Origin of the sequence: Streptomyces sp. NPDC091281, assembly GCF_044757425.1 — a bacterium.
Lineage (GTDB): Bacteria > Actinomycetota > Actinomycetes > Streptomycetales > Streptomycetaceae > Streptomyces.
In genome coordinates, this window is sequence record NZ_JBIVUY010000003.1 from 37,104 (window position 1) to 58,106 (window position 21,003).

The window sequence follows — 21,003 nt, forward strand, 5'->3', positions numbered from 1 at the left end:
CAGGGTCCACCCACCCGGTCGCACGGCGCCCGCCGTGGGCCGGGTCCCTCCCGACAGGAGCGTCCCATGGCTGCCAGGTCCTGGCTGCGTGTGCTGGTGGCGGGTGCCGCCGTTCTCGGACTCGCCGGGTGCAGCAAGGCGGACCGGGCGGTGCTCACCGCGCCCGCCTGCCCGGACGGGCCGTCCGCGCGGCCGGTGCAGCGGGACCTCCCGCGCGGCACCGTGTACGCGTGGGGGCCGCAGTTCGGGGCGCCCGAGGAGCCGTTCGAGCAGCGGGCGGTGCCCGGCTGGACCGATGTCGTCTCGGTCGCCGACAGCGGCTGGACCACGGTGGCCGTGCGCGCCGACGGGAGTGTCTGGTCGTACGGCACCAACGTCGAGGGGTCGCTCGGGCGGGGTTCGGGCGAGCGGGTCCGGGAGGCGGTGCCGCGCCGGGTGCCCGGCATCGAGCGCGCGCACGCCGTGTACAGCAGCGGTCCCACGTTCTACGTGGTGCTGCGCGACGGCGGGGTGATGGCGTGGGGCTCGGACAAGTTCCTGGTGCGGGGCGGGCGCCGGGAGGGCAACGGCGGGGTGTCGGTGCCCGAGCGGATGGACGGGGTGGGCGGGGTCGTCGGGATGGGGCCCGGTCTGCTGAACGCGTTCGCGCTGCGCGGCAACGGCACGGTGCTGGGGTGGGGCATCAACGTCACCGACGTGCTCGGGGACCGGGACGGCACCGTGCTGGGGCGGATCGACGGGGTGTCCGGGGTGGTGGACGTGGCGTCGGCGGGCGGGGCCGTCGTCGCGCTGAAGGCCGACGGGCGGGTGTGCGCGTGGGGCAACAACGCGCACGGCCTGCTGGGGGTGGAGCCGCTCGGCGGGCAGACCGGACGTCCGGTGCTGGTGCCGGGGCTGGACGACATCGTGCAGGTGGTGGGGGGTTCGGACGTCGCCTACGCACTCGACCGGAAGGGCGCGGTGTGGGCCTGGGGCCGGGGCGCGAGCGGGTCGCTGGGCGACGGGGACGGCGAGGACCACGCGGTGGCGCGCCCGGTGCGGGTGACGGGGCTGCCGCCGATCCGTCGTGTCTCGGCGTTCCAGCTCACCGGGTACGCGATCGACACGGACGGCGACGTGTGGGGCTGGGGCTCGGGGCTGGCGCTCGGCCCGTACGCGCCCGACGGCACGGGCAAGCCGGTGCGGGTGCCGCTGCCGGGGCCGGTGCTGGAGGTGTCGGGGCGGCACGCTCTGGTGGCGGGGACGCGCTAGCCACTCCCTGCGCTGACAGCGGACCCGGCCCGCTGTCAGTCTGCGGGGGCGGTGTCGGCGGCCGGGCGGGGCTCGCCGCGGAAGACCTCGGCGGTGTGCCAGGCGCGGTGCGGTTCCGCGACGGGTCGGGCGCCGGGCTGCGGGCCGGTCAGGGGGCGGCCCGCGAGGGCGACGACGTACCGGCGGGCGGTGTCGCTGTGGCCGACGAAGCGCTGTGAGACCAGGACGCAGTGGCCCGGCCCGATGCCGAGGACGCCCTTGTCGAAGAGCTTGTGGTGCAGCGAGCAGAGGCAGAGCCCGTTGTCGACGTCGTCGGGTCCGTCGAACGCCCACCAGCGGACGTGGGCCGCTTCCAGGCCGACGGGGGTGTGGTCGACGCGGCCGTCGTAGCCGCAGAACGCGCACCGGTACTCGTAGGCGGTGAGGACGCGTTCGCGCATCCGGCGGTCGCGGGCGCGGCGGGCGGCGGTGAGCGGCCGGGGCCCGGCCGCGTCGGGGTCGAGTCCGACGGCCTCGCTCAGCTCGCCGTGCAGGGACGGCGGGAAGTGCCGGTCGAGCAGGGCGCGGGCGATCCGGCCGAGGAGGTCGGGGTCGCGGCGCAGGGCGGCCCGCAGGTCGGGGGCGAGGCGCCCGCGGGCGTCCGCGGCGCGCAGGTCGCGCACCCCGGTGCCGGGGCTGCCGGGTCCGCGATCGGTGGCAACCTCCCACACGCCGTCGGCGGCCAGGTGGTGGAAGGGGTACGCGGGGGACGTACGGTGCGGCGGCCCGTACTCGGTGAGGAGGCGGCCGAGGTCCCGCTCGACGGCGGTGTAGTGCAGGGCGGCGTCCGGGTCGGCGTGGAACCTGCCGAGGGCGTACAGGAGCAGGAGGGGTTTGTGCGGGGCGCGGGTGCCGCTGCGGGTCCACTGCCTCAGCCGCGTGGTGCGCTCCAGCCAGTCCATGGGCGGTGAGCGTAGCGACCGGTGTCCCCGGTCGGGCGGGCGGGGTCAGCGGACGCGGAAACGGTCGTCGACCAGGCCGAGGCGGTGGGCGACGACGGCCGCCTGAACGCGGTTGCGCAGCCCGAGTTTCTGGGTGACGGCGGCGACGTGGGACTTGACTGTGGTGATGCCGAGGTGGAGGTCGGAGCCGATCTCCGCGTTGGAGCGGCCCGCGCCGACCAGGGCGAGGACCTCCCGCTCGCGCGGGGTGAGGGAGTCCGACGCGGCGGCGGTGCCCTCGCCCCGGCCGGTCTCCGTGTCCTGGTGGGCGCGGACCGCGCGGGCCAGGACGCGGGCCAGGACGGCGGGGGCGAGGAGGGGTTCGCCGCGGGCGGCGCGGCGGACGGCGTCGATCATCGCCTCGGGTTCGCCGTCCTTGAGGAGGTAGCCGACGGCCCCGGCGCTCAGCGCGCCGTACACCTCGGCGTCGTCGTCGAAGGTCGTCAGCATCAGCACGTGCGTCCCGGGGCGGGCAGCGAGGATGCGCCGGGTGGCCTCGATGCCGTCGAGGCGGGGCATCCGCAGGTCCATCAAGACGACGTCAGGGCGCAGCCGTTCGGCGAGCCGGACCGCTTCCTGGCCGTCGGCGGCCTCCCCGACGACGTCCTCGCCCGCGGTGCGCAGCAGGAGGGTGACGCCCGCCCGGACGAGGGCCTGGTCGTCGACGACGAGGACGCGGATCACGGGCGGTCTCCCAGGGGGAGGGCGACGCGCAGCCGCCAGCCGTCGACGGCGGGTCCGGCGTCGAGGGTGCCGCCGATCACCTCGACGCGTTCCCGCATGCCGGTGAGGCCGTGTCCGGAGGCGGGCAGCGCGGGGACGGGCTGCCGCAGGACCGTGTTGGCGACGTCGACGACGAGGCTGCCGTCGGCGACGTGGACGGCGGCTGTCACGGCGGCGCCGGGTCCGGCGTGCTTGAGGACGTTGGTGAGGGCCTCCTGCATGACGCGGGCGGCGGTGACGCGCGGGGCGAGCGGGACGGCGGCGGCGCGCTCGTCGTGGGTGAGGGTGACGTGCAGTCCGGCGGCGCGGCTGCGGTCGACGGCGTCGGTGATCATGCGTTCGGGGTCCACGATCCCTTCGGGGTGGTCGGGGTCGCGCAGGATGCGGAGCAGGCCGCGCAGGTCGACGAGGGCCTCGCGGGCGCTGGCCTGGATGGACGCGATGCCGCCGAGGGCCGCGTCGAGGCGTTGCCCCTGGTCGGGGGCGTGGGTCGCGGCGTACTGGGCGGAACCGGCGCGCAGCGCGATCGCGGAGACGTGGTGGGCGACGAGGTCGTGGAGGTCGCTCGCGATGCGGGCGCGCTCGGTCATGCGGGCGGCGCGGGTCTCGGCCAGGCGGCGTTCCTCGGCGTCGCGGGCGCGTTCCTCGGCGACGGCGGCGGCCTGGCGTACGGCGGCCAGGTAGCGGCCGAAGGCGACCGGCGCGGCGACGGCGAGCGCGGCGGACAGGACCCGGACGACGCCGTCGGCGCCGGAGAGCGGGCCGTCCGGGTCGGTGCCGATGCTGAACAGGACGGCGGCGAGGGTCGCGGCGTAGGCGACGGCGGTGGTCCTGTCGCCGTGCCGGTGGGCGACCACGCCGAGCACCACGGCCGCGGCGATGGGCGCGACGTGGGAGGTGCCGACGGGCAGGGTCAGGTCGGCGACGACGACCAGCACCAGTTCGACCGCGAGGGCGACGAGGGGCAGGTGCCGGGCGACGACGAGGGTGAGCGCGGCGGCCTCGACGAGCAGCCAGTGGGTGGCCGTCCGGTCGGCGGAGGGGGCGGTGACGAGGGTGGCCGCGCCGATCCCGGCCGCGACGACGGCGATCAGGAGGTCCAGTCCGGGGCGGCGCCGCTGGGATGCGCTCACCGTTTCACCCTACGTCCGCCTGCTCGGCCGCACCCCCTCCCACCAGCCGCCCCGCCTCCTCCTTCCGGCCGCCGCCGGGCCGGTCGCATCGGCCGCGGGACCGGCTTCGCGCAGGACGATCCGGGGCCCGCGCCGGACCTAGCGTCGGCGGTGCGGCCGGGGCGTGCCCGTGCACTCCCCCGCCGGACGGCCGCCGCCCCCGCGTGGGGCGGCCGGGCCTCCGCCGCCGCCCTCGCTGTTCTTCCCCGTACGAGAGAGGTCCTCCGTCCGTGTCGTTCCTGTGGGAGTTCGTACGAAGTCCGCTGACCGTGGGGGCCGTGGCGCCCAGCGGCCGGTCCCTGGCCGGGGTGGCGACCGTGCCGGTGCCGCGGTCCGGGGCGCCGGTGGTGGTCGAACTGGGGCCCGGTACGGGCGTGTTCACCGCGGCGATCCAGGAGCGGCTGGCGGGCCGGGGCCGTCACGTCGCGGTCGAGGTGAACGAACGGTTCGCCGCGCGGCTCGCCCGCGCCCACCCGGGGGTGGACGTGGCGTGGGCCGACGCCCGCGACCTGGCGGGGGTCCTCGCGACGCGGGGGCTCGACCGGGCCGACGTCGTCGTGAGCGGGCTGCCGTGGGCGGCGTTCCCGCCGCGCGCGCAGGGCGACGTGCTCGGCGCGGTGGTCGCCGCCCTGCCGCCGCACGGCGTGTTCACCACGTTCGCCTATGTCCACGCGCGGTGGACGGCACCGGCCCGGCGGCTGTCGCGGGCGCTGCGCGACCGGTTCGACGAGGTCGTCGTCGGCCGCACGGTCTGGGACAACCTGCCGCCCGCCCTGGTCTACCACTGCCGCCGTCCGGTGCCCGACCCGCTGTACGCGGGGGCCGTCGCACCGCTCACCGAGGGAGAAGCGTCATGACACCACCGTCCGTCGAAGGAGGCGGTCCCCGTGCCGCGGAGGGCCTGCTCGGGAGAGTGGGCCGGACGGCGTACCGCAGGCGCCATACCGTGTTGGCGGCGTGGCTGGCCGGGCTGGTCGCGGTGCTGGCGCTGTCCCGGGCGTTCGGCGGGGAGTTCACCGCCGACTACGCGGCGCCGGGGTCGGACTCGCAGCGGGCCCAGCACCTGCTGGAGGAACGCTTCGCCAGCCAGTCCGGGTCGGTCGTGACCGTCGTGGTGCGGGCGGACGACGGTGTGCGGGCCGTGCGGGGCGCGGTCGGCGAGCTGCTGACCGACCTGCGGGCGGCCGAGCACGTGAGCCGGGTCGAGGACCCCTATGCGACGCCGGGCGCGATCGACGCCGACGGGCGGACCCTGGTGACCGAGGTGCGGCTCGACGTGGCGAACGGCGCCGACATGCCCGTCGAGGACACCACCCGGTTGATGGACATCGCGCGGGAGCACAGCACCTCCGGCACGCGGGTCTTCCTGGGCGGCCAGGCGGTGGCGACGGCCGAGGGCGGGCCGGTCGGCTCCGAGGCGATCGGGCTCGCGGTGGCGGCGGTGATCCTGCTGCTGACGTTCGGCTCGGTGGTGGCCGCCGGGCTGCCGCTGGTGGTGGCGCTCGCCGGGCTCGCGGTGAGCGCGTTCGCGACCGGTCTGGTGATCCGGCTGGTGGACGCCCCGGAGTGGTCGACCTCGCTCGCCGCGATGCTGGGGATCGGTATCGGCATCGACTACGTGCTGCTGATGGTGACGCGGTTCCGGGAGGCGCGGGCGGCCGGTCTGGCGCCCGAGGACGCCACGGCGGCCACGATGGACACCGCGGGCCGGTCGGTGCTGGTCGCCGGGGTGACGGTCGTCGTCAGTCTGCTGGGCCTGTTCGCGATGGGCCTCGCCTACATGCGGGGCGCGGCCCTGGTGGCGATCGTCGGGGTCCTCGTCGTGCTGGCGGCGAGCGCCACTCTCTTCCCGGCGCTGCTCGGCTTCCTCGGCGGGCGGGTCGACCGGCTGCGGCTGCCGCTGCCCCGGCGCCGGTCCGGTACGCCCCCGGTGGACGCGGACGGGCATGTCCGGCCGGGCCGGGGGTGGCTGTGGTGGAGCGGGCTGGTGCAGCGGCACCGGATCGCGGCGGCCGTGGCGGGAACGGCGGTCATGCTGGCCCTCGCCGCGCCGTTCGCGGGGGTGCGCTTCGGGTTCCCCGACGCGGGCAACAACCCGTCCGACAGCATGACCCGGCAGACGTACGACGCGGTCGCCGACGGGTTCGGTCCCGGCGCCAACGCGCCGCTGCTGCTCGTCGTGCAGCTGTCCGAGCGGGGCGACGACGCGGTGCTCGCCCCGCTGCGCTCGGCCGCCGCCGGCACCGCCGGGGTCGCCTCGGTGCAGGCGCCGCTGGTCAACCCGGCGGGCGACACCGCGGTCCTGAGGGTCGTCCCCGCCACGGGTCCGCAGGACGAGGCGACCGGCGACCTGGTGGGCCGCCTGCGTGACCGCACGGTTCCCGAGGTGACGGACGGGACGGGGGCGCGGGTGTACGTCGGCGGGGCGAGCGCCGCGTCGATCGACAGCACCGACGACCTGGCCGGGCGCATCCCGTACCTGATCACCGGGGTGATCGTGCTGTCGATGCTCCTGCTGCTGGCGGCGTTCCGCAGTGTCGTCGTGCCGTTGAAGGCGGCCCTGATGAACCTGCTGTCGGTGGCGGCCGCCTACGGCGTCGTCTCACTCGTCCTCCAGGGCGGCTGGGCCGGGCGGCTCGTCGGCATCGACACGCCGACGCCGCTGCCGCCGTTCGTGACGGTGCTGATGTTCGCGGTGCTGTTCGGCCTGTCGATGGACTACGAGGTGTTCCTGCTGAGCCGGGTCCGTGAGTCCTGGCTGCGCACCGGGGACAGCGCCCGGTCGGTGACGGAGGGGCTGGCCGGTACCGGGCGGGTGATCACGGCCGCCGCGGCGATCATGGTCGCGGTGTTCCTGGCGTTCGTGCCCAGTACGGAGATCGTGCTGAAGCTGATCGGTGTCGGCATGGCCTCCGCGATCCTCCTCGACGCGACCGTGGTCCGCATGGTGCTGGTGCCCGCGACGATGCACCTGCTGGGCCGCCGCAACTGGTGGATGCCCCGATGGCTCGACCGGTGGCTGCCGGAGCTGCACATCGAGGGGCGGCCGGAGCAGCGGGTGGGGCCCGGCCCGACGGACCTGACTGGTCGGCCCGGCCCGGCTGGACGGCCCGGCCCGGCTGACCGATCCATTCGGTCTGGTGGGTCCGATCGGTCCGCTCCGGACGGCGACGGCCCCGTGTCGGGGGAGCCGGGCACGGAGACCGCCTCGGGGCCCGCCGCGCAGAGGGGCTGATCATCGCACCGCGCTCCCCGATCCGGCACGAAAATCATGCAAGAGGATCACCCTTCCCTCACATTTCGCTATGCTCCAGGCGCTTCAACCGCACCACTTGAGGGGGGAACCTCATGCGAACGCGCTTCGCGCTGCCCGCAGTCGCCGTGGCGGCCACCGTCACCACCGTCTTCGCGGCACCGGCCCAGGCGGCCGAGTACTCGTCCGCGCTGAAGGTCAAGGGCGTGCAGTACGACGCCCCGGGCACCGACTCCAACCGGTGCTCGGGCGGCAACACCAAGAACGAGTACCTGATCGTGAAGAACTACTCGCGCACGGCGAAGGTGAACCTGAAGGGCTACGCCGTCAAGGACGCCGCCGGGAACAGGTTCACGTTCACCGCGAACCACACCCTGGAGCCCGGGGACTACGTGAAGCTGCGCGGCGGCAAGGGCACCGACTCCGACGCCGGCAACGTCGTCTACCGCCAGAACTGCAACTTCATCTGGAACAACGACAAGGACACCATCAACCTGCTGAAGCCGGGCGGCGCCAAGGCGGACGTCCACTCGTACACCAAGCGCGCCAACGACGCCGACGGCAACGGGTACATCACCTACCACGGCTGATCCACCGCACGCGAAGAACGGCGGGAGCCCCACCGGTTCCCGCCGTTCTTCGCGTGTTCACGCTGCTCAGACGGGCCCCGGTGAACGACCTTTCACCCTGTACATGCGCTTTCGCCCCGACCGACCTAGCCTGGCATCAAAAGCTCGGGCAGCCGACAGCCGGCAGGGACGCCGGCGGAGGGTGAGCTTCAATGGCTGAGCGGCATATAGGAAAGGGCCTGGTCGGCGAATTGTCCGCCGAGTTCGCAGGCACCATGATCCTGATTCTCTTCGGTTGTGGCGTGGTGGCCCAGGTCGTCGCGGGCGGCGCGCTCACCGATCCGGCGGGCGGTCTCGGCGACCACGACAGCATCGCCTGGGCGTGGGGTCTGGGCGTCACGCTCGGTGTGTACGTCGCGGCGCGGCTGAGCGGCGCGCACCTCAACCCCGCGGTGACGGTGGCCCTGGCCACGTTCAAGGGGTTCCCCTGGAAGAAGGTCGCGCCGTACGCGGTGGCCCAGACGCTCGGCGCCTTCGTGGCCGCGCTGATCGTCCGGTGGAACTACACCGAGGCACTGGCGAAGGCCGACCCCGGTCACACCATCAAGACGCAGGGCGTGTTCTCCACGCTCCCCGCCAACGGCAACCCCAACCTCCCGGTCCACGAGTGGGGTGCCTTCCGCGACCAGGTCATCGGCACGGCGATCCTGCTGCTGCTGATCCTCGCGGTCACGGACCTCCTGAACACCCCGCCGGGCGCCAACCTCGCCCCGTTCATCGTCGGTCTGATCGTCGTCGCGATCGGCATGGCGTGGGGCACGAACGCGGGGTACGCGATCAACCCGGCCCGTGACTTCGGCCCGCGGCTGGCGAGCTTCCTCACCGGATACGGCGGGGCGTGGCGAGATCAGTACGGGAACTTCTACTTCTGGGTGCCGATCATCGGCCCGCTGGTCGGCGGTCTGCTGGGCGCGGGAATCTACAAGGCCTTCATCGGCAGGTTCCTGCCCGCGGCCGAACCCGAGCCGCCGGGACGCATCCCGGCACCGAAAGACTGACCCCGGCCGGAGAGGCGGCACATCATGGCGGACTTCATCGGCGCGGTCGACCAGGGAACCACCAGCACCCGGTTCATGATCTTCGACCACGGCGGCAACGAGGTGGCCAAGCATCAGCTGGAGCACGAGCAGATCCTGCCGCGCTCCGGCTGGGTGGAGCACGATCCCGTGGAGATCTGGGAACGCACCAACTCGGTGATCCAGAACGCGCTGCGGCACGGCAACCTCACCGCCGAGGACCTGGCGGCGATCGGCATCACCAACCAGCGCGAGACGACCGTGGTCTGGGACCCGCGCAACGGACGGCCCTACTACAACGCGATCGTCTGGCAGGACACCCGGACCGACGCGATCGCGGCGAACCTGGAGCGCTCGGGCAAGGGCGACGTGATCCGCCGCAAGGCGGGGCTGCCGCCCGCGACGTACTTCTCCGGCGGCAAGATCCAGTGGATCCTGGAGAACGTCGACGGCGTCCGGGAGGCCGCCGAGCAGGGGCACGCCCTGTTCGGCAACACGGACGCCTGGGTGCTGTGGAACCTCACCGGCGGTCCCGACGGCGGCATCCACGCCACCGACGTGACCAACGCGTCCCGCACCATGCTGATGGACCTGGAGACCCTCGACTGGGACGACGAGCTGCTCGGCTTCTTCGGCATCCCCCGGGCGATGCTCCCGACCATCAACCCCTCCTCGCACCGCGAGGCGTACGGCGTCACCCGCACCTCCCGGCCGCTGCGCTCGGCCATCCCGATCGGCGGGGTGCTCGGCGACCAGCAGGCGGCGACCGTCGGCCAGGTCTGCTTCCGGCCCGGCGAGGCGAAGAACACGTACGGCACCGGCAACTTCCTGGTGCTCAACACCGGTACGGAACTGGTCCGTTCGCAGCACGGCCTGCTCACCACGGTGGCCTACCAGCTCGGCGACAGCCCCGTCGTCTACGCGCTGGAGGGCTCCATCGCGGTGACCGGGTCGGCGGTGCAGTGGCTGCGCGACCAGATGAAGATCATCAAGACGGCCGCGGACAGCGAGAAGCTCGCGCGGACCGTCGAGGACAACGGCGGGATGTACTTCGTCCCGGCGTTCTCGGGCCTGTTCGCGCCCTACTGGCGCTCGGACGCCCGGGGCGCGATCGTCGGCCTCGCGCGCTACAACGACAACGCGCACCTGGCCCGCGCCACGCTGGAGGCGATCTGCTACCAGAGCCGCGACGTCGTCGAGGCGATGGAGCAGGACTCCGGGGTCCATCTGGACGTGCTCAAGGTGGACGGCGGGGTCACCGCCAACGACCTGTGCATGCAGATCCAGGCCGACGTGCTGGGTGTCCCGGTCAGCCGGCCGGTCGTCGCCGAGACCACCGCGCTCGGCGCCGCGTACGCGGCGGGCCTGGCCACGGGCTTCTGGCGGGACACCGACGAACTGCGCACGCACTGGGCGGAGTCCAAGCGCTGGACCCCCGGCTGGTCCGAGGAGCAGCGCGCCGAGGGCTACGACGGCTGGAAGCGGGCGGTGGAGCGCACGCTCGACTGGGTCAAGGTGCCCTGACGTCCTGGTCCGGCCGGTACGGCGTTCAGGGCCTGTCTGCCCCTTCCCGTCGTCGCCCGGAGGGCGGCCGCGCGGCGTCAGGTGCGTGCTCTCGGCGTGCCGGGCGTGGACCCTCGTACTGGACGTACTCGGGTCCGCGCCCGGTGCGGCGGGAGTGCGTGCATGGCGTCACGCGGCAGACGGGAATGGTCAGACAGGCCCTGGGCGGCCGGTGACGTGCGACGGTCATCCGTCGGCGTCACCGGCCGCGCGCGTTCCCGCACCGTCTGCCGGGTCGGCGCGGTGGGGGTCGGCGCGGAGGCCGTCGACGATGAGGGTGAGGATGCGTTCGGCGCGCTCCTCGCCGCCGCGCGCCGGGTCGAGCCGCCACAGCACGCTGAGCTGGAGGAGGACGTCCTCGGGGTCGAGGCCGGGCTTCAGGGTGCCGTCGGCGGCGCCCGCGTCGAGCAGCAGGCCGATGGCCCGGACGAAGGGGTCGTAGTTCTCGTCGTCGCGGCCGTCGTTCGTGGCGGCGTGGATCACCTCGGCGACGCCGAACTTGAGGCGGCCGTAGTGGGCGACCTCGGCGAACCAGCGGCGCATCGCCGCCAGGGGCGGATGCGTGGCGAGGAGCGTGGGGACCCGGTCGATGAGCTGCTGGATCTCGGTCCGGTACAGCTCCAGGACGAGTGCCTCGCGGGTCGGGAAGTGGCGGTAGAGCGTGCCGATGCCGACGCCTGCGTCGCGGGCGATCGCGGTGAGGGAGGCGGTGCCGGAGGCGGTGAGCGCCTCCCGGGCGACGGTGAGGATGCGCTCCCGGTTGCTGAGGGCGTCCTTGCGGGTCGGCTTCGCGGGCGGCGGGGTCACGGGCGCGGTTCTTCCTCTCGGCGGACCGGGGGTGCGGGCGGGGCGGCACGGGCGTGTCGGGGGGCGTGTCGGACGCGGCTGCACCTCGGCGGGAGGGCACGCGTTGCGAAACGGAGGGCCCTCCGCTACGTTGGGAAGCGTTATGGAGGGGCCTCCGTTTCATTCTCCCACACACCCCCACTCCCTGGAGGACTGCCATGTCCGAGCTGGTTCTGGTCACCGGCGGCACCGGCTACATCGGCGGCTGGTGCGTCACCGAACTGCTGCGCCGCGGCTACGACGTCCGCACCACCGTCCGCACGCCCGAGCGGGAGCGTTCCGTGGTCGACGCCGTGTCGGGCGAGCTGGACCCGGGCGGGCGGCTCAGCTTCGCCGTCGCCGACCTGACCTCCGACGCGGGCTGGGACGCGGCCGTGAAGGACGTCGACCACGTGCTGCACGTCGCCTCCCCGCTGGGTGTCACCGCCGGGGCCTCCCCCGAGTCGCTGATCACCCCGGCGCGCGACGGCACGCTCCGCGTCCTGCGCGCCGCGACCGCGGCCGGGGTACGGCGGGTGGTGATGACGTCGGCGGCCAACGCGGCGAGCCCGTCGTCGTACGCGAGCGAGGGCGTCACGGACGAGACCCTGTGGACCGATCCCGACGACCCGACACTGATCCCCTACCGCCGTTCCAAGACCCTGGCGGAGCGCGCGGCCTGGGACTTCATGGCGGACCACGGCGGTACGACGGAACTCACCACCGTGCTGCCGGGCGCCGTGTTCGGGCCCGTGCTGAGCACGGAGACGCTCGGTTCGGTGGGCATCGTGGCCCGCATGCTCTCCGGGAAGATGCCCGGCGTGCCCCGGATCGGCCTGGAGGTCGTGGACGTGCGCGACCTGGTCGACGCGCACCTGCGGGCGATGACCTCCCCGGCCGCGGCCGGTGAACGCTTCCTCGCCACGGGTGAGTTCCTGTGGATGGCGGACATGGCCCGCATCCTGCGCGAGGGGCTGGGCCGGGACGGTTCGCGCGTCTCCACGCGTCGCGTCCCCGACTCCGTCGTCCGCTTCATGGCCCGCTACCGGGACCCGTCCCTGCGCGAGATCACCCCCGCGCTCGGACGTCGCAACCGGCACAGCACGGAGAAGGCGCGTACGGTCCTGGGCTGGCGGCCGCGCCCGGCACGCGAGGCCGTCCTGGACTGCGCGGAGAGCCTGATCGCGCACGGCGCGGTGGAGCGGCCCTGAGCCGACGCCCCGGCGGGCGGGGTCAGTTGACGTCGACGTGGTCGAAGAGGTCGAGCATCCGGCCGAGCACCTGGACGCACGCCCGCACGTCGGCGTCCGTGAGGCCGCCGCCGACCTGGCGGAGCAGAAGGTGCTCGCGGGCGAGGACGGAGGCGATCACCGCGCGGCCCGGTTCCGTCAGCCGGATCAGGGACGACCGCTGGTGCGCGGGGTTGGGCACGCTCTCCACCCAGCCGTGCCCGGCCGCGTCGTTGACCATCCGCTGCACGAACTGGCGGCTGATCGCCTGGGCCCGCCCCATCTGCGGAACGGTCAGGGGCCCGTTCTTGTGCAGGAGGTCCAGCACGGCGCGTACGCCGACGGAGAGCCCCTCGACGGCCTCTCCTTGTTCGACCTTGCGCTGCACGCGCCGGTAGAGCGGTCCGACCAGGTCGAACACCTCGGTCAGGCGGTGGCCCAGCTCGTCCGGCGGCAGCGGGTCGCCACCCCCGCCCGGCCGGGCCGCCGCCGCTCCCCCGCGTGCGCCGCTGCGGTGGCCGTCGTCGCGGCCGAATCCCTCGCCCCTGTCCGTCACCCGACCATCATGACACCTTGGTTGCCAAGTTACAGTCGAGATGACACCTTGGTTGTCATGATTTCTTCCTTCGATCTCCGCCCCTTCGCGTCCTCCGACGGCGAACTCGCCTACGTCGACGCGGGCGAGGGCGATCTCGTGGTGCTGCTGCACCCCGGGTTCGCCGACCATCGCGCCTTCGCCGCCCAGATACCGGCGCTCGCCCGGAACCATCGGGTGGTCGTGCCGGACACGCGCGGTTTCGGGTTCTCCGCGAACGCGCGTGAGCCGTTCCGCTGGCCCGACGACCTCGCCGCGCTCCTGGGCCACCTGGACGCGGGGCCCGCGGCTCTCGTCGGCGTGTCGATGGGCGGCGCCATCGCCACCGACACGGCGCTGGAGCACCCCGAACTGGTGCGGGGCGTTCTCGTCTCCGGGGCGTCGACCAGCGAGTTCACGTACACCAACCCGTGGCACCTGGCGATCCAGGAGGAGTTCGGGCGGACGCTGGCGGCCGGTGACATCGAGGGCTGGCTCACGGCGTTCCTCAGGGCCGCGGCGGGCGAGCACCGCACAGTCGACGCGCTCGGCCCGGACGCCCAAGACCTGCTGCGCACCATGGCACTGCACACCCTGTCGAAGCACACACCGGACGAGGAGAACGTCCACGTCCCGGTGACAGACACCTGGTCGCGGGTGCCGGGGATCGACGTGCCGGTCCTCACCGTGAACGGCACGCTCGACGCGCCGGAGCTGATCAAGGAGGGCGCCCGGCTGGCCCGAACGGTCCGCGACGGCCGGTCGGTGACGATCGAGGGCGTGGGCCACCACCCCCACCTGGAGCGGCCGGAGGAGTTCACGGCACTGGTGACGGAGTTCCTGCGCGACCTCGGGACCGGCCCCGCGCAGACCCGCCTCAGGTCGACCCGGACCTGACCTGATCCGATCTGAAGGACGCTCGGACAAGCGGCAACACCTCCTTGTAATCGCTGACATCAGATTTAGGTTATCGACGATTGCATTTTCGGCGATACCGTGCAACTGTTATCGACGAAACAGGGAGCGCGGAGGTTCCCCGGCACACCGCACCGGGGCCCACGCAGCACCCGCTCCCCTCACGCCGAGGCGGCCAGTCCGCCCGGCCGGCCGAAGGAGTGCTCGTCATGTCCGTCGTCATCGTCACCGGCGCCGGTTCCGGATTCGGAGCCCTCGCCGCCCGCGCCCTCGCCGACTCCGGCCACACCGTCTACGCCAGCATGCGCGCCGTCGACGGGCGGAACGCGGAACGCGCTCAGGCCGTGCGGGACCACGCCGAGAAGGAGGGCGTCGACCTGCGCGTCGTGGAGCTGGACGTCCTGTCGCAGGAGAGCGCCGACGCGGCGATCGCCACCGTCGTGCGGGAGTCGGGCCGTCTGGACGTCGTCGTCCACAACGCCGGTCACCTGGTGGTCGGTCCGACCGAGGCGTTCACGCCGGAGGAGATCAGCGCCGTCTACGACACCAACGTGCTCGGAACGCAGCGCGTCAACCGCGCCGCTCTTCCCGTACTGCGCGCCCAGGGCAGCGGGCTGGTGCTCTGGGTCGGCTCCACCAGCAGCCGCGGCGGCACCCCGCCGTACCTGGCCCCGTATTTCGCCGCGAAGGCCGCGATGGACTCCCTCGCCGTCAGTTACGCGGCCGAGCTGGCCCGGTTCGGCATCGAGACGAGCATCGTCGTCCCCGGCGCCTTCACCTCCGGCACGAACCACTTCGCCAGCGCGGGCCACCCGGCCGACGAGGACACCGTCGCGGCGTACGAGGCCCGGTACGGCGGCCTGATGGAGCAGGTCGGCACCCGCCTGGCGGCCCTGGCCCCGGCCGACGCGGACGTCGCCGACGTCGCGCGGGAGATCGTGCGCGTGGTGAACCTGCCCGCCGGTCGGCGCCCGTTCCGCACGCACGTCGACCCGGCGAACGACGGCTCCGAGGAGGTCTCGGTCGTCGCCGACCGCATCCGCACCGAGTTCTACCAGCGCCTCGGCCTGGAGGACCTGCTGCACCCGGCAGGCACCTGACGCCGAGTACCGCTGATTTCCAAAAAAGGTTGTCAGTGATACAGCTTTGCTGTTACCGTTGAAAACGCACAGGCGTTAGCGGTGATGGTCGACACGGCTGCGGGGACCGCCGGAATGAAGCAACCTGTCCCGTAGTGATGTCCCTGAAGCGCTGTCCGGCAGTGGGCCTTCACCGACGAGGACCGACCCGCCACCACCGACCAGAAGCCCCCCTTCCTCACCTCACCTCGCATCCCTCCACAGCACTCAAGGAGCAGGTCATGAACGACAACACCGCGCGCGTCGCGCTCATCACGGGCGGCTCCGGCGGCATCGGCCGGGCGGTCGCCGAGCGTCTGGCGTCGGACGGCATCGCCGTCGGCGTGCACTACGCGGGCAACAAGACCAAGGCCGAGGAAACGGTCGCCGCCATCACCTCGGCCGGTGGCCGGGCCGTCGCGGTGGGCGGCGACGTCGCCGACGAACACGACATGTCCGCCGCCTTCGACGCGGTGGAGGCGGCCTTCGGCGGCATCGACGTCGTCGTCAACACCGCGGGCATCATGGTCCTCGCGCCCATCGCGACCCTGGACCTCGACGACCTCGACCGCATGCACCGCACCAACATCCGCGGCACCTTCGTGGTCTCCCAGCAGGCGGCACGGCGGGTGCGCGGCGGCGGCGCGATCATCAACTTCTCCACGTCCGTCACCCGGCTCCAGTTCCCCGCCTACGGCGCGTACGTGGCGAGCAAAGGAGCCGTCGAGGCCATGACGCTGGTGCTCGCGCGCGAGCTGCGCGGCAAGGACATCACCGTCAACGCCGTGGCACCGGGCCCGACCGCGACCCCGCTGTTCCTCGACGGCAAGGACGAGGCCACGATCGAGAACCTGTCCAAGGCGGCCCCGCTGGAGCGCCTGGGCACCCCGGAGGACATAGCCGAAGCGGTCTCCTTCCTCGCCGGTCCGGCCCGATGGATCAACGGCCAGGTCCTGTTCTCCAACGGCGGCATCGCCTGACGGCCGGCCACCGGCGACAGTGGTCGAACCGCCATGGTTATCGTTGGCCGCATGGATACGAGATCAGCGATTATCGAAGCGGCTGCGGCCCTGCTGGCCCAGTCCCCCAGCGGTGACGTGTCCACCCGCGCCGTCTGCGAGGCCGCCGGGGTCCAGCAGCCCGTCCTGTACCGGTTCTTCACCGACAAGGCCGGCCTGCTGTCCGCGACCGTGGACCACGTCTGGGACCTCTACCTGGGCAGCAAGCGGGCCGCCGAGAAGTCCGACGATCCCCTCCAGGACCTGCGGGCGGGCTGGGACAGCCACACGGCGTTCGCGCTCGCCCATCCCAACGCGTACAAGCTGATGTTCTCGCCGACCCTGCGGTCCGAACCCGCGGCGGCGGCGGAGGCGATGCGCATCCTGCGCGAGGACCTCGAACGCCTCGCCGCACAGGGAAGGCTCCGCACCACCCCGGAGGAGGCCGCCCGCATGATCATGGCCGCGAACACGGGCGTCTCCCTCGCCCTGATCACCCGGCCCGCCCTGTACCCCGACGCTGCGCTGTCGACCGCGGTACGGGACGCGATCCACCGCGACATCCTGCTCGACACCGCCCCCGACACCACGGTGGACGACACCCGCAAGGCAGCCGCCACCACCCTCCTGTCCGCGCTCAACGCGCTGACCCCCGCCCCCTTCACGGCAGCGGAGTCGGCCCTGCTCGGGCAGTGGCTCGCCCACATCGCCACACCCGAACGGACCGGCTGACCGGGGTGATCGGGATGATCGGCTGACCGGCCCGATCGGCCGGACCAGCCGGCCGGGCAGAGAAAGCCAGGCAGAGGACGGCCGGGCCGAGGACGGTCAGGCGGAGGACCGTCAGGTGGAGGACGGCCGGGAGCCGACTGGCTGGGAAGCCCCGTGGCCGCCCGGCCCGGCGACCGGCACAGCAGCCGCGGACCCGGCGGCGGTGGCCCGGCAACAGTGCCCTGGTGGCAGTGACCTGGCGGCGGTGGCGGCCCGGCGGCGGTGACTCGCTCGCGCCTCACTCCTCCGGCGCCCCGAGCACCCTCTCCGTGAACCGGGCGAGCCGTGCGCGGAGTTCCTCGTCCGGCACACCCGGGCCACCGAGGCCGGCCGTGAGGTGGGTGACCAGGTCGGCGCGGGTGGCGGCGAGCAGGGCGTGGGCGGTGAAGTCCGGCTCGGGCAGGCCGGGGACGCGTTCCAGCAGGTCGCGGAGGAGACCGTGCCACCGCTCGTAGTGCTCGGCCTGGTAGGGGCTGTCGGCTCCGGCCGCCTCCAGGGCGACGGCGAGATGGCGGTTGTCCAGCTTGAAGCGGAGCACGGCGTCCAGCAGGGCGGGGACGCGGGTGCGCGGCGGGGTGTCCGGGCCGAGCGGCGGGGGGCCCGACTCGACCGCCTCCCGGACGGGAGCGAGCCGCGCCTCGCACAGGGCGCGGATCAGCGCGGTCCGGTCCCCGAAGGCGCGGAAGAGCGTCCCCTTGCCCACGCCCGCCGCCGCCGCGATGTCCGCCATGGTCACGTCCTCGGGACTGCGGCACTCCGCGAAGAGGGCGTCGGCGGCGGCGAAGACGGCCGCCCGGTTGCGGGCCGCGTCCTTGCGCGGCTTGCGCTCCGGCACGGCGGGCGTGGCGGGCATGGCTTCCTCCAGTTTGCGATCCGGACCGACGGTCCGTATCTTTCACGGCAGAAGCGGACCACAGGTCCGTATCGTACGGGACGGAGAACGTCATGCCCGCGACCACGCACACGTCCATCTCGCCGTCGGACCTCTTCCGCCACAGCCTGCGGCTGCTCCTGGACAAGGACATGTCCGGCTGGGTCGGCCTGTGGGCCGAGGACGGGGTGATGGAGTTCCCGTTCGCGCCGCCGGGGTGGCCGGACCGGCTGACGGGCCGGGACGCGATCGACGCGTACATCCGGTCCTACCCCGACCACATCGACCTGCACGACTTCCCCGACCTGCGTCTTCACGAGACCGCCGATCCGCGGGTCGTCGTGGTGGAGATGCGGGGCGTGGGCCGTCTGGTGCGCACCGGCGGGGCGTTCGACATGACGTACATCGCCGTCGTGACGGTGGAGGACGGGCGGTTCACGTCCTACCGGGACTACTGGAACCCCCTGGCCGTGCTTGAACCGGGCGTGGACTTCACCGAGGGCGGCGAGCGATGACGTACGACGACGGCGGGGCGGTCCTCGTCCTGGGGGCCACCGGCACCACCGGCGGCCGGACGGCCGCGCTGCTCACCGCCGCCGGGCACCGGGTGCGGGCGGCGGGCCGCCGGGGTGTGCCGGTGGCGGGTGCGGAGGGGGTCCGTTTCGACTGGTACGACCCCGGGACGCACGACGACGCCCTCGCGGGGGCCGCGGGGGTCTACCTGGTGCCGCCGGTGGGAGATCCCGATCCGGCCGCCGTGATGCTGCCGTTCCTGGAGCGGGCGCGGGCGGCCGGGGTGCGGCGCGCGGTGCTGCTCAGTTCCTCCGCGATCCCGGCGGGCGGACCGGCGGTCGGGGCGGTGCACGCGGCGCTGCCGGAGCTGTTCGGGGAGTGGGCGGTGCTGCGGCCCTCGTGGTTCATGCAGAACTTCACCGGCGCCCACCCGCACGCCGTCGGCATCCGCGAGGAGGGCGTCCTGCGCACCGCCGCGGGGAGCGGCAGGGTCGGGTTCGTCGACGCCGGGGACATCGCCGCCGTCGCGGCGCGCGCGCTGACCGACGTCCACGCCCCGGACCGGGACCTGGTGCTGACCGGCCCTCAGGCGCTCAGCCACGACGAGGTCGCCGCGATCGTCACCGAGGTCGGCGGGCGGAGCGTCGTGCACCACCGTCTGACGTACGAGGAGCTGCGGGAGCGGCTGGCCGCGGGCATGCCCGGGGAGTTCGCGACGCTGCTGGCCGACATGGACGTGGCGATCGCGGGCGGGGCCGAGGACCGCGTCACCGACACCGTCGAGCGGATCACCGGACGGCCCCCGACCGGTTTCGGGGAGGTCGCGGAACGGGAACTGGTCAGGGCCGTGCAGTAGTTCCCCGCCGGGCAGCCGTTCCCTGCTGGAGAGCCCTCCCCGCCGGGCAGCAGAGCGTCTGAGCGGTGATCGGGGGGCTGACATGCGTGTGGGTGACGAGGTCGTGGACCACGTCACCCACACGGACCGGTACGCCCCGACGGGCGCGCCGTGGTTCAGGCTCCCGCGTGGCGGCGCCAGGCCCGGCGGTGACCGGCGGCGTGGTGGACGGGGGCGGGTCGGTGTGCGCGGGCGGCCTGCCGGGCCAGCCAGTAGGCCGACACGGACCAGAGCCCGGTGAACAGGAGCAGGAGGAGAGCGGAGACCCACATCTGGCGACTGCCGGGCTCCACCCACCCGACCCACGCGGTGGACACCGCCCACAGCAGGGCGCCGCCCGCGTAGAAGACGCGCACGCGACGCAGTTGTCGTACGGACCGAACCGTTCCGGCGTGATCAATGGTGGCTGCCATGCCAGGCCGGATACCCCGGATCTCCTCCACCACCGGGTGAACTCGCGGGAACTCGGGAACCAGGCGGAGATCGGGGGAACTCCAGAGCACGCCAGCGGACGCTTCGGGAAGCGGACGCGGGGCCGCCGCCCGTACCGTGACAGGCATGGACATCACCATTCACACCACGGTCCTGCCGCACGACGACCCCGAGACCTCCCTCGCCTTCTACCGGGACGTCCTCGGCTTCGAGGTGCGGAGCGACGTCGGCCGGGGCGCGATGCGCTGGATCACGGTCGGGCCCGCGGACCAGCCCGGCACGTCCATCCTGCTGGCGCCCCCGGCCGCCGACCCCGGCGTCACCGACGACGAGCGGCGGACCGTCGCCGCGATGATGGCCAAGGGGACGTACGGCTGGATCCTGCTCGCCACCCGCAACCTCGACGACGTGTTCGACAAGGTCCGGGCGCGCGACGCCGAGGTCGTCCAGGAACCGACCGAACAGCCCTACGGGGTGCGGGACTGCGCCTTCCGCGACCCGGCGGGCAACATGGTCCGCATCCAGGAGGTGCGCTGAGCCCGGCCGGGCCCGACCGGTCAGGAATCGAGAAGCGGTGGCGGGCGGGCCGGTCCTAGCGTGGTGGACATGACCTCACTCGCCACCGTCACCGTCGAAGCGGCCGATGTCACGGCCGCCCAGCCCTTCTACGCCGCCCTCGGCCTGGACCACGTCGTCCGGCTGCGGGCCTCCGACGCGCCGACGTCCGGTTTCCGCGGCTTCGCGCTCGCGCTCACCGTGGCGCGCCCGGCGACCGTCGACGCGTTCCTCGACGCGGCGGTCGCCGCGGGCGGCACCGCGGTCAAGCCCGGCGCCAGGTCCTTCTGGGGCTACGGCGGCGTGGTCCGCTCCCCCGACGGCACCCTCTGCAAGGTCGCCACCTCCGCGAAGCGGGACAGCGGACCGGCCACCCGCGACATCGACGCCGTCGTGCTCCTCCTCGGCGCCACGGACGTGGCCGAGACGAAGCGGTTCCACGTCGAGCACGGCCTCACCGTGGCGAAGAGCTTCGGCCGCAAGTACGTCGAGTTCGACGCCGGGGACAGCCCGGTGCGGCTCGCGCTGTACGGGCGGCGGGCGCTCGCCAAGGACCTCGGCGTCCCCGAGGAGGGCACCGGCTCGCACCGGGTCGTCCTGGGCGCCACGGCCGGACCCGCCACCGATCCGGACGGCTTCGTCTGGGAGCCCACCCCCGCAGCCGCCACCGAGGCAGCCCCTTCGACCGCGCCTCGCACGGCCTGACCGACCGCGCCGCCG

22 protein-coding genes are annotated in these 21,003 nt (G+C 73.6%); 15 read left to right on the forward strand and 7 right to left on the reverse strand.

Features of this window, described 5'->3' with window-relative positions:
• Positions 1-66: 66 nt before the first annotated feature.
• Positions 67-1,251: an RCC1 domain-containing protein gene (locus ACIQPQ_RS09050; RefSeq protein ID WP_401301688.1), complete on the forward strand. Its 1,185-nt coding sequence runs from the start codon at positions 67-69 to the stop codon at positions 1,249-1,251.
• Positions 1,252-1,286: 35 nt separating this feature from the next.
• On the opposite strand, the gene ACIQPQ_RS09055 is transcribed toward ACIQPQ_RS09050, so the two are convergent.
• Genes ACIQPQ_RS09055 through ACIQPQ_RS09065 form a run of 3 tightly spaced genes read right to left on the reverse strand, consistent with a single transcriptional unit; the run spans position 1,287 to position 4,087 of the window.
• Complete coding sequence (locus ACIQPQ_RS09055) at positions 1,287-2,192, reverse strand: phosphorothioated DNA-binding restriction endonuclease (protein ID WP_401301691.1); 906 nt, start codon at positions 2,190-2,192, stop codon at positions 1,287-1,289.
• Positions 2,193-2,237: 45 nt separating this feature from the next.
• Entirely contained in the window at positions 2,238-2,915 is a 678-nt protein-coding gene (locus tag ACIQPQ_RS09060; protein WP_401301694.1) for a response regulator, read from the reverse strand.
• A complete protein-coding gene (locus ACIQPQ_RS09065; RefSeq protein ID WP_401301697.1) occupies positions 2,912-4,087 on the reverse strand; it encodes a sensor histidine kinase in 1,176 nt (391 codons plus the stop codon). The genes ACIQPQ_RS09060 and ACIQPQ_RS09065 overlap by 4 nt, the downstream gene beginning before the upstream one ends.
• Positions 4,088-4,356: 269 nt before the next feature.
• Here ACIQPQ_RS09065 and ACIQPQ_RS09070 point away from each other — a divergent pair, with 269 nt between their 5' ends.
• The 5 genes from ACIQPQ_RS09070 (at position 4,357) to glpK (ending at position 10,548) form a co-directional block, all read left to right on the forward strand.
• The gene (locus ACIQPQ_RS09070) at positions 4,357-4,983 is read left to right on the forward strand and encodes a class I SAM-dependent methyltransferase (protein WP_383777316.1); all 627 of its coding nucleotides are present in this window, start codon (positions 4,357-4,359) and stop codon (positions 4,981-4,983) included.
• Positions 4,980-7,361 carry an MMPL family transporter gene (locus ACIQPQ_RS09075; RefSeq protein WP_401301701.1) on the forward strand — a complete coding sequence of 794 codons (2,382 nt, stop codon included), beginning with the start codon at positions 4,980-4,982 and terminating at the stop codon, positions 7,359-7,361. The genes ACIQPQ_RS09070 and ACIQPQ_RS09075 overlap by 4 nt, the downstream gene beginning before the upstream one ends.
• 113 nt (positions 7,362-7,474) lie before the next feature.
• Positions 7,475-7,969, forward strand: coding sequence for a lamin tail domain-containing protein (locus ACIQPQ_RS09080; protein ID WP_401301703.1), 495 nt, complete (start codon positions 7,475-7,477; stop codon positions 7,967-7,969).
• A gap of 191 nt (positions 7,970-8,160) precedes the next feature.
• Positions 8,161-9,006, forward strand: coding sequence for an MIP/aquaporin family protein (locus ACIQPQ_RS09085; protein WP_383777319.1), 846 nt, complete (start codon positions 8,161-8,163; stop codon positions 9,004-9,006).
• A 24-nt stretch (positions 9,007-9,030) separates the two neighbouring features.
• On the forward strand, positions 9,031-10,548 hold the full coding sequence (gene glpK, locus ACIQPQ_RS09090) for a glycerol kinase GlpK (protein ID WP_383777321.1): 1,518 nt from the start codon (positions 9,031-9,033) through the stop codon (positions 10,546-10,548).
• Between the two features lie 225 nt (positions 10,549-10,773).
• Here the strand turns inward: glpK and ACIQPQ_RS09095 are convergent, their stop codons facing one another.
• Positions 10,774-11,394 (reverse strand): TetR/AcrR family transcriptional regulator, encoded by a 621-nt coding sequence (locus tag ACIQPQ_RS09095; RefSeq protein ID WP_401301707.1) that lies wholly within the window; start codon positions 11,392-11,394, stop codon positions 10,774-10,776.
• Between the two features lie 197 nt (positions 11,395-11,591).
• Here ACIQPQ_RS09095 and ACIQPQ_RS09100 point away from each other — a divergent pair, with 197 nt between their 5' ends.
• Complete coding sequence (locus tag ACIQPQ_RS09100; protein ID WP_401301709.1) at positions 11,592-12,623, forward strand: NAD-dependent epimerase/dehydratase family protein; 1,032 nt, start codon at positions 11,592-11,594, stop codon at positions 12,621-12,623.
• A gap of 22 nt (positions 12,624-12,645) precedes the next feature.
• Here the strand turns inward: ACIQPQ_RS09100 and ACIQPQ_RS09105 are convergent, their stop codons facing one another.
• A complete protein-coding gene (locus ACIQPQ_RS09105; RefSeq protein ID WP_401302670.1) occupies positions 12,646-13,098 on the reverse strand; it encodes a MarR family winged helix-turn-helix transcriptional regulator in 453 nt (150 codons plus the stop codon).
• Positions 13,099-13,254: 156 nt separating this feature from the next.
• Here ACIQPQ_RS09105 and ACIQPQ_RS09110 point away from each other — a divergent pair, with 156 nt between their 5' ends.
• From ACIQPQ_RS09110 to ACIQPQ_RS09125, 4 genes are all read left to right on the forward strand, one after another.
• Complete coding sequence (locus tag ACIQPQ_RS09110) at positions 13,255-14,112, forward strand: alpha/beta fold hydrolase (RefSeq protein WP_401301711.1); 858 nt, start codon at positions 13,255-13,257, stop codon at positions 14,110-14,112.
• A gap of 227 nt (positions 14,113-14,339) precedes the next feature.
• Positions 14,340-15,230: an SDR family oxidoreductase gene (locus ACIQPQ_RS09115; protein WP_401301714.1), complete on the forward strand. Its 891-nt coding sequence runs from the start codon at positions 14,340-14,342 to the stop codon at positions 15,228-15,230.
• A gap of 260 nt (positions 15,231-15,490) precedes the next feature.
• Positions 15,491-16,228, forward strand: a complete 738-nt coding sequence (locus tag ACIQPQ_RS09120) for an SDR family oxidoreductase (protein ID WP_401301716.1) — start codon at positions 15,491-15,493, stop codon at positions 16,226-16,228.
• A 51-nt stretch (positions 16,229-16,279) separates the two neighbouring features.
• Positions 16,280-16,978 (forward strand): TetR/AcrR family transcriptional regulator, encoded by a 699-nt coding sequence (locus ACIQPQ_RS09125; protein ID WP_401301719.1) that lies wholly within the window; start codon positions 16,280-16,282, stop codon positions 16,976-16,978.
• Positions 16,979-17,255: 277 nt separating this feature from the next.
• Here the strand turns inward: ACIQPQ_RS09125 and ACIQPQ_RS09130 are convergent, their stop codons facing one another.
• On the reverse strand, positions 17,256-17,852 hold the full coding sequence (locus ACIQPQ_RS09130) for a TetR/AcrR family transcriptional regulator (RefSeq protein WP_401302671.1): 597 nt from the start codon (positions 17,850-17,852) through the stop codon (positions 17,256-17,258).
• Positions 17,853-17,962: 110 nt separating this feature from the next.
• Between ACIQPQ_RS09130 and ACIQPQ_RS09135 the strand changes: the two genes are divergently transcribed.
• Together ACIQPQ_RS09135 and ACIQPQ_RS09140 are read left to right on the forward strand one after the other, a co-directional pair.
• Positions 17,963-18,403, forward strand: a complete 441-nt coding sequence (locus ACIQPQ_RS09135) for a nuclear transport factor 2 family protein (protein ID WP_401301722.1) — start codon at positions 17,963-17,965, stop codon at positions 18,401-18,403.
• Positions 18,400-19,257 (forward strand): ergot alkaloid biosynthesis protein, encoded by an 858-nt coding sequence (locus ACIQPQ_RS09140; protein ID WP_401301725.1) that lies wholly within the window; start codon positions 18,400-18,402, stop codon positions 19,255-19,257. Before ACIQPQ_RS09135 ends, ACIQPQ_RS09140 begins: the two co-directional genes overlap by 4 nt.
• A 155-nt stretch (positions 19,258-19,412) precedes the next feature.
• Here the strand turns inward: ACIQPQ_RS09140 and ACIQPQ_RS09145 are convergent, their stop codons facing one another.
• A complete protein-coding gene (locus tag ACIQPQ_RS09145) occupies positions 19,413-19,709 on the reverse strand; it encodes a hypothetical protein (protein WP_401301728.1) in 297 nt (98 codons plus the stop codon).
• Positions 19,710-19,854: 145 nt separating this feature from the next.
• On the opposite strand from ACIQPQ_RS09145, the gene ACIQPQ_RS09150 reads away from it, so the two are divergent.
• Together ACIQPQ_RS09150 and ACIQPQ_RS09155 are read left to right on the forward strand one after the other, a co-directional pair.
• Positions 19,855-20,265: a VOC family protein gene (locus tag ACIQPQ_RS09150; protein WP_401301731.1), complete on the forward strand. Its 411-nt coding sequence runs from the start codon at positions 19,855-19,857 to the stop codon at positions 20,263-20,265.
• 69 nt (positions 20,266-20,334) lie between these two features.
• Positions 20,335-20,988, forward strand: a complete 654-nt coding sequence (locus ACIQPQ_RS09155) for a glyoxalase (RefSeq protein WP_401301734.1) — start codon at positions 20,335-20,337, stop codon at positions 20,986-20,988.
• The last annotated feature ends 15 nt before the right edge of the window (positions 20,989-21,003 follow it).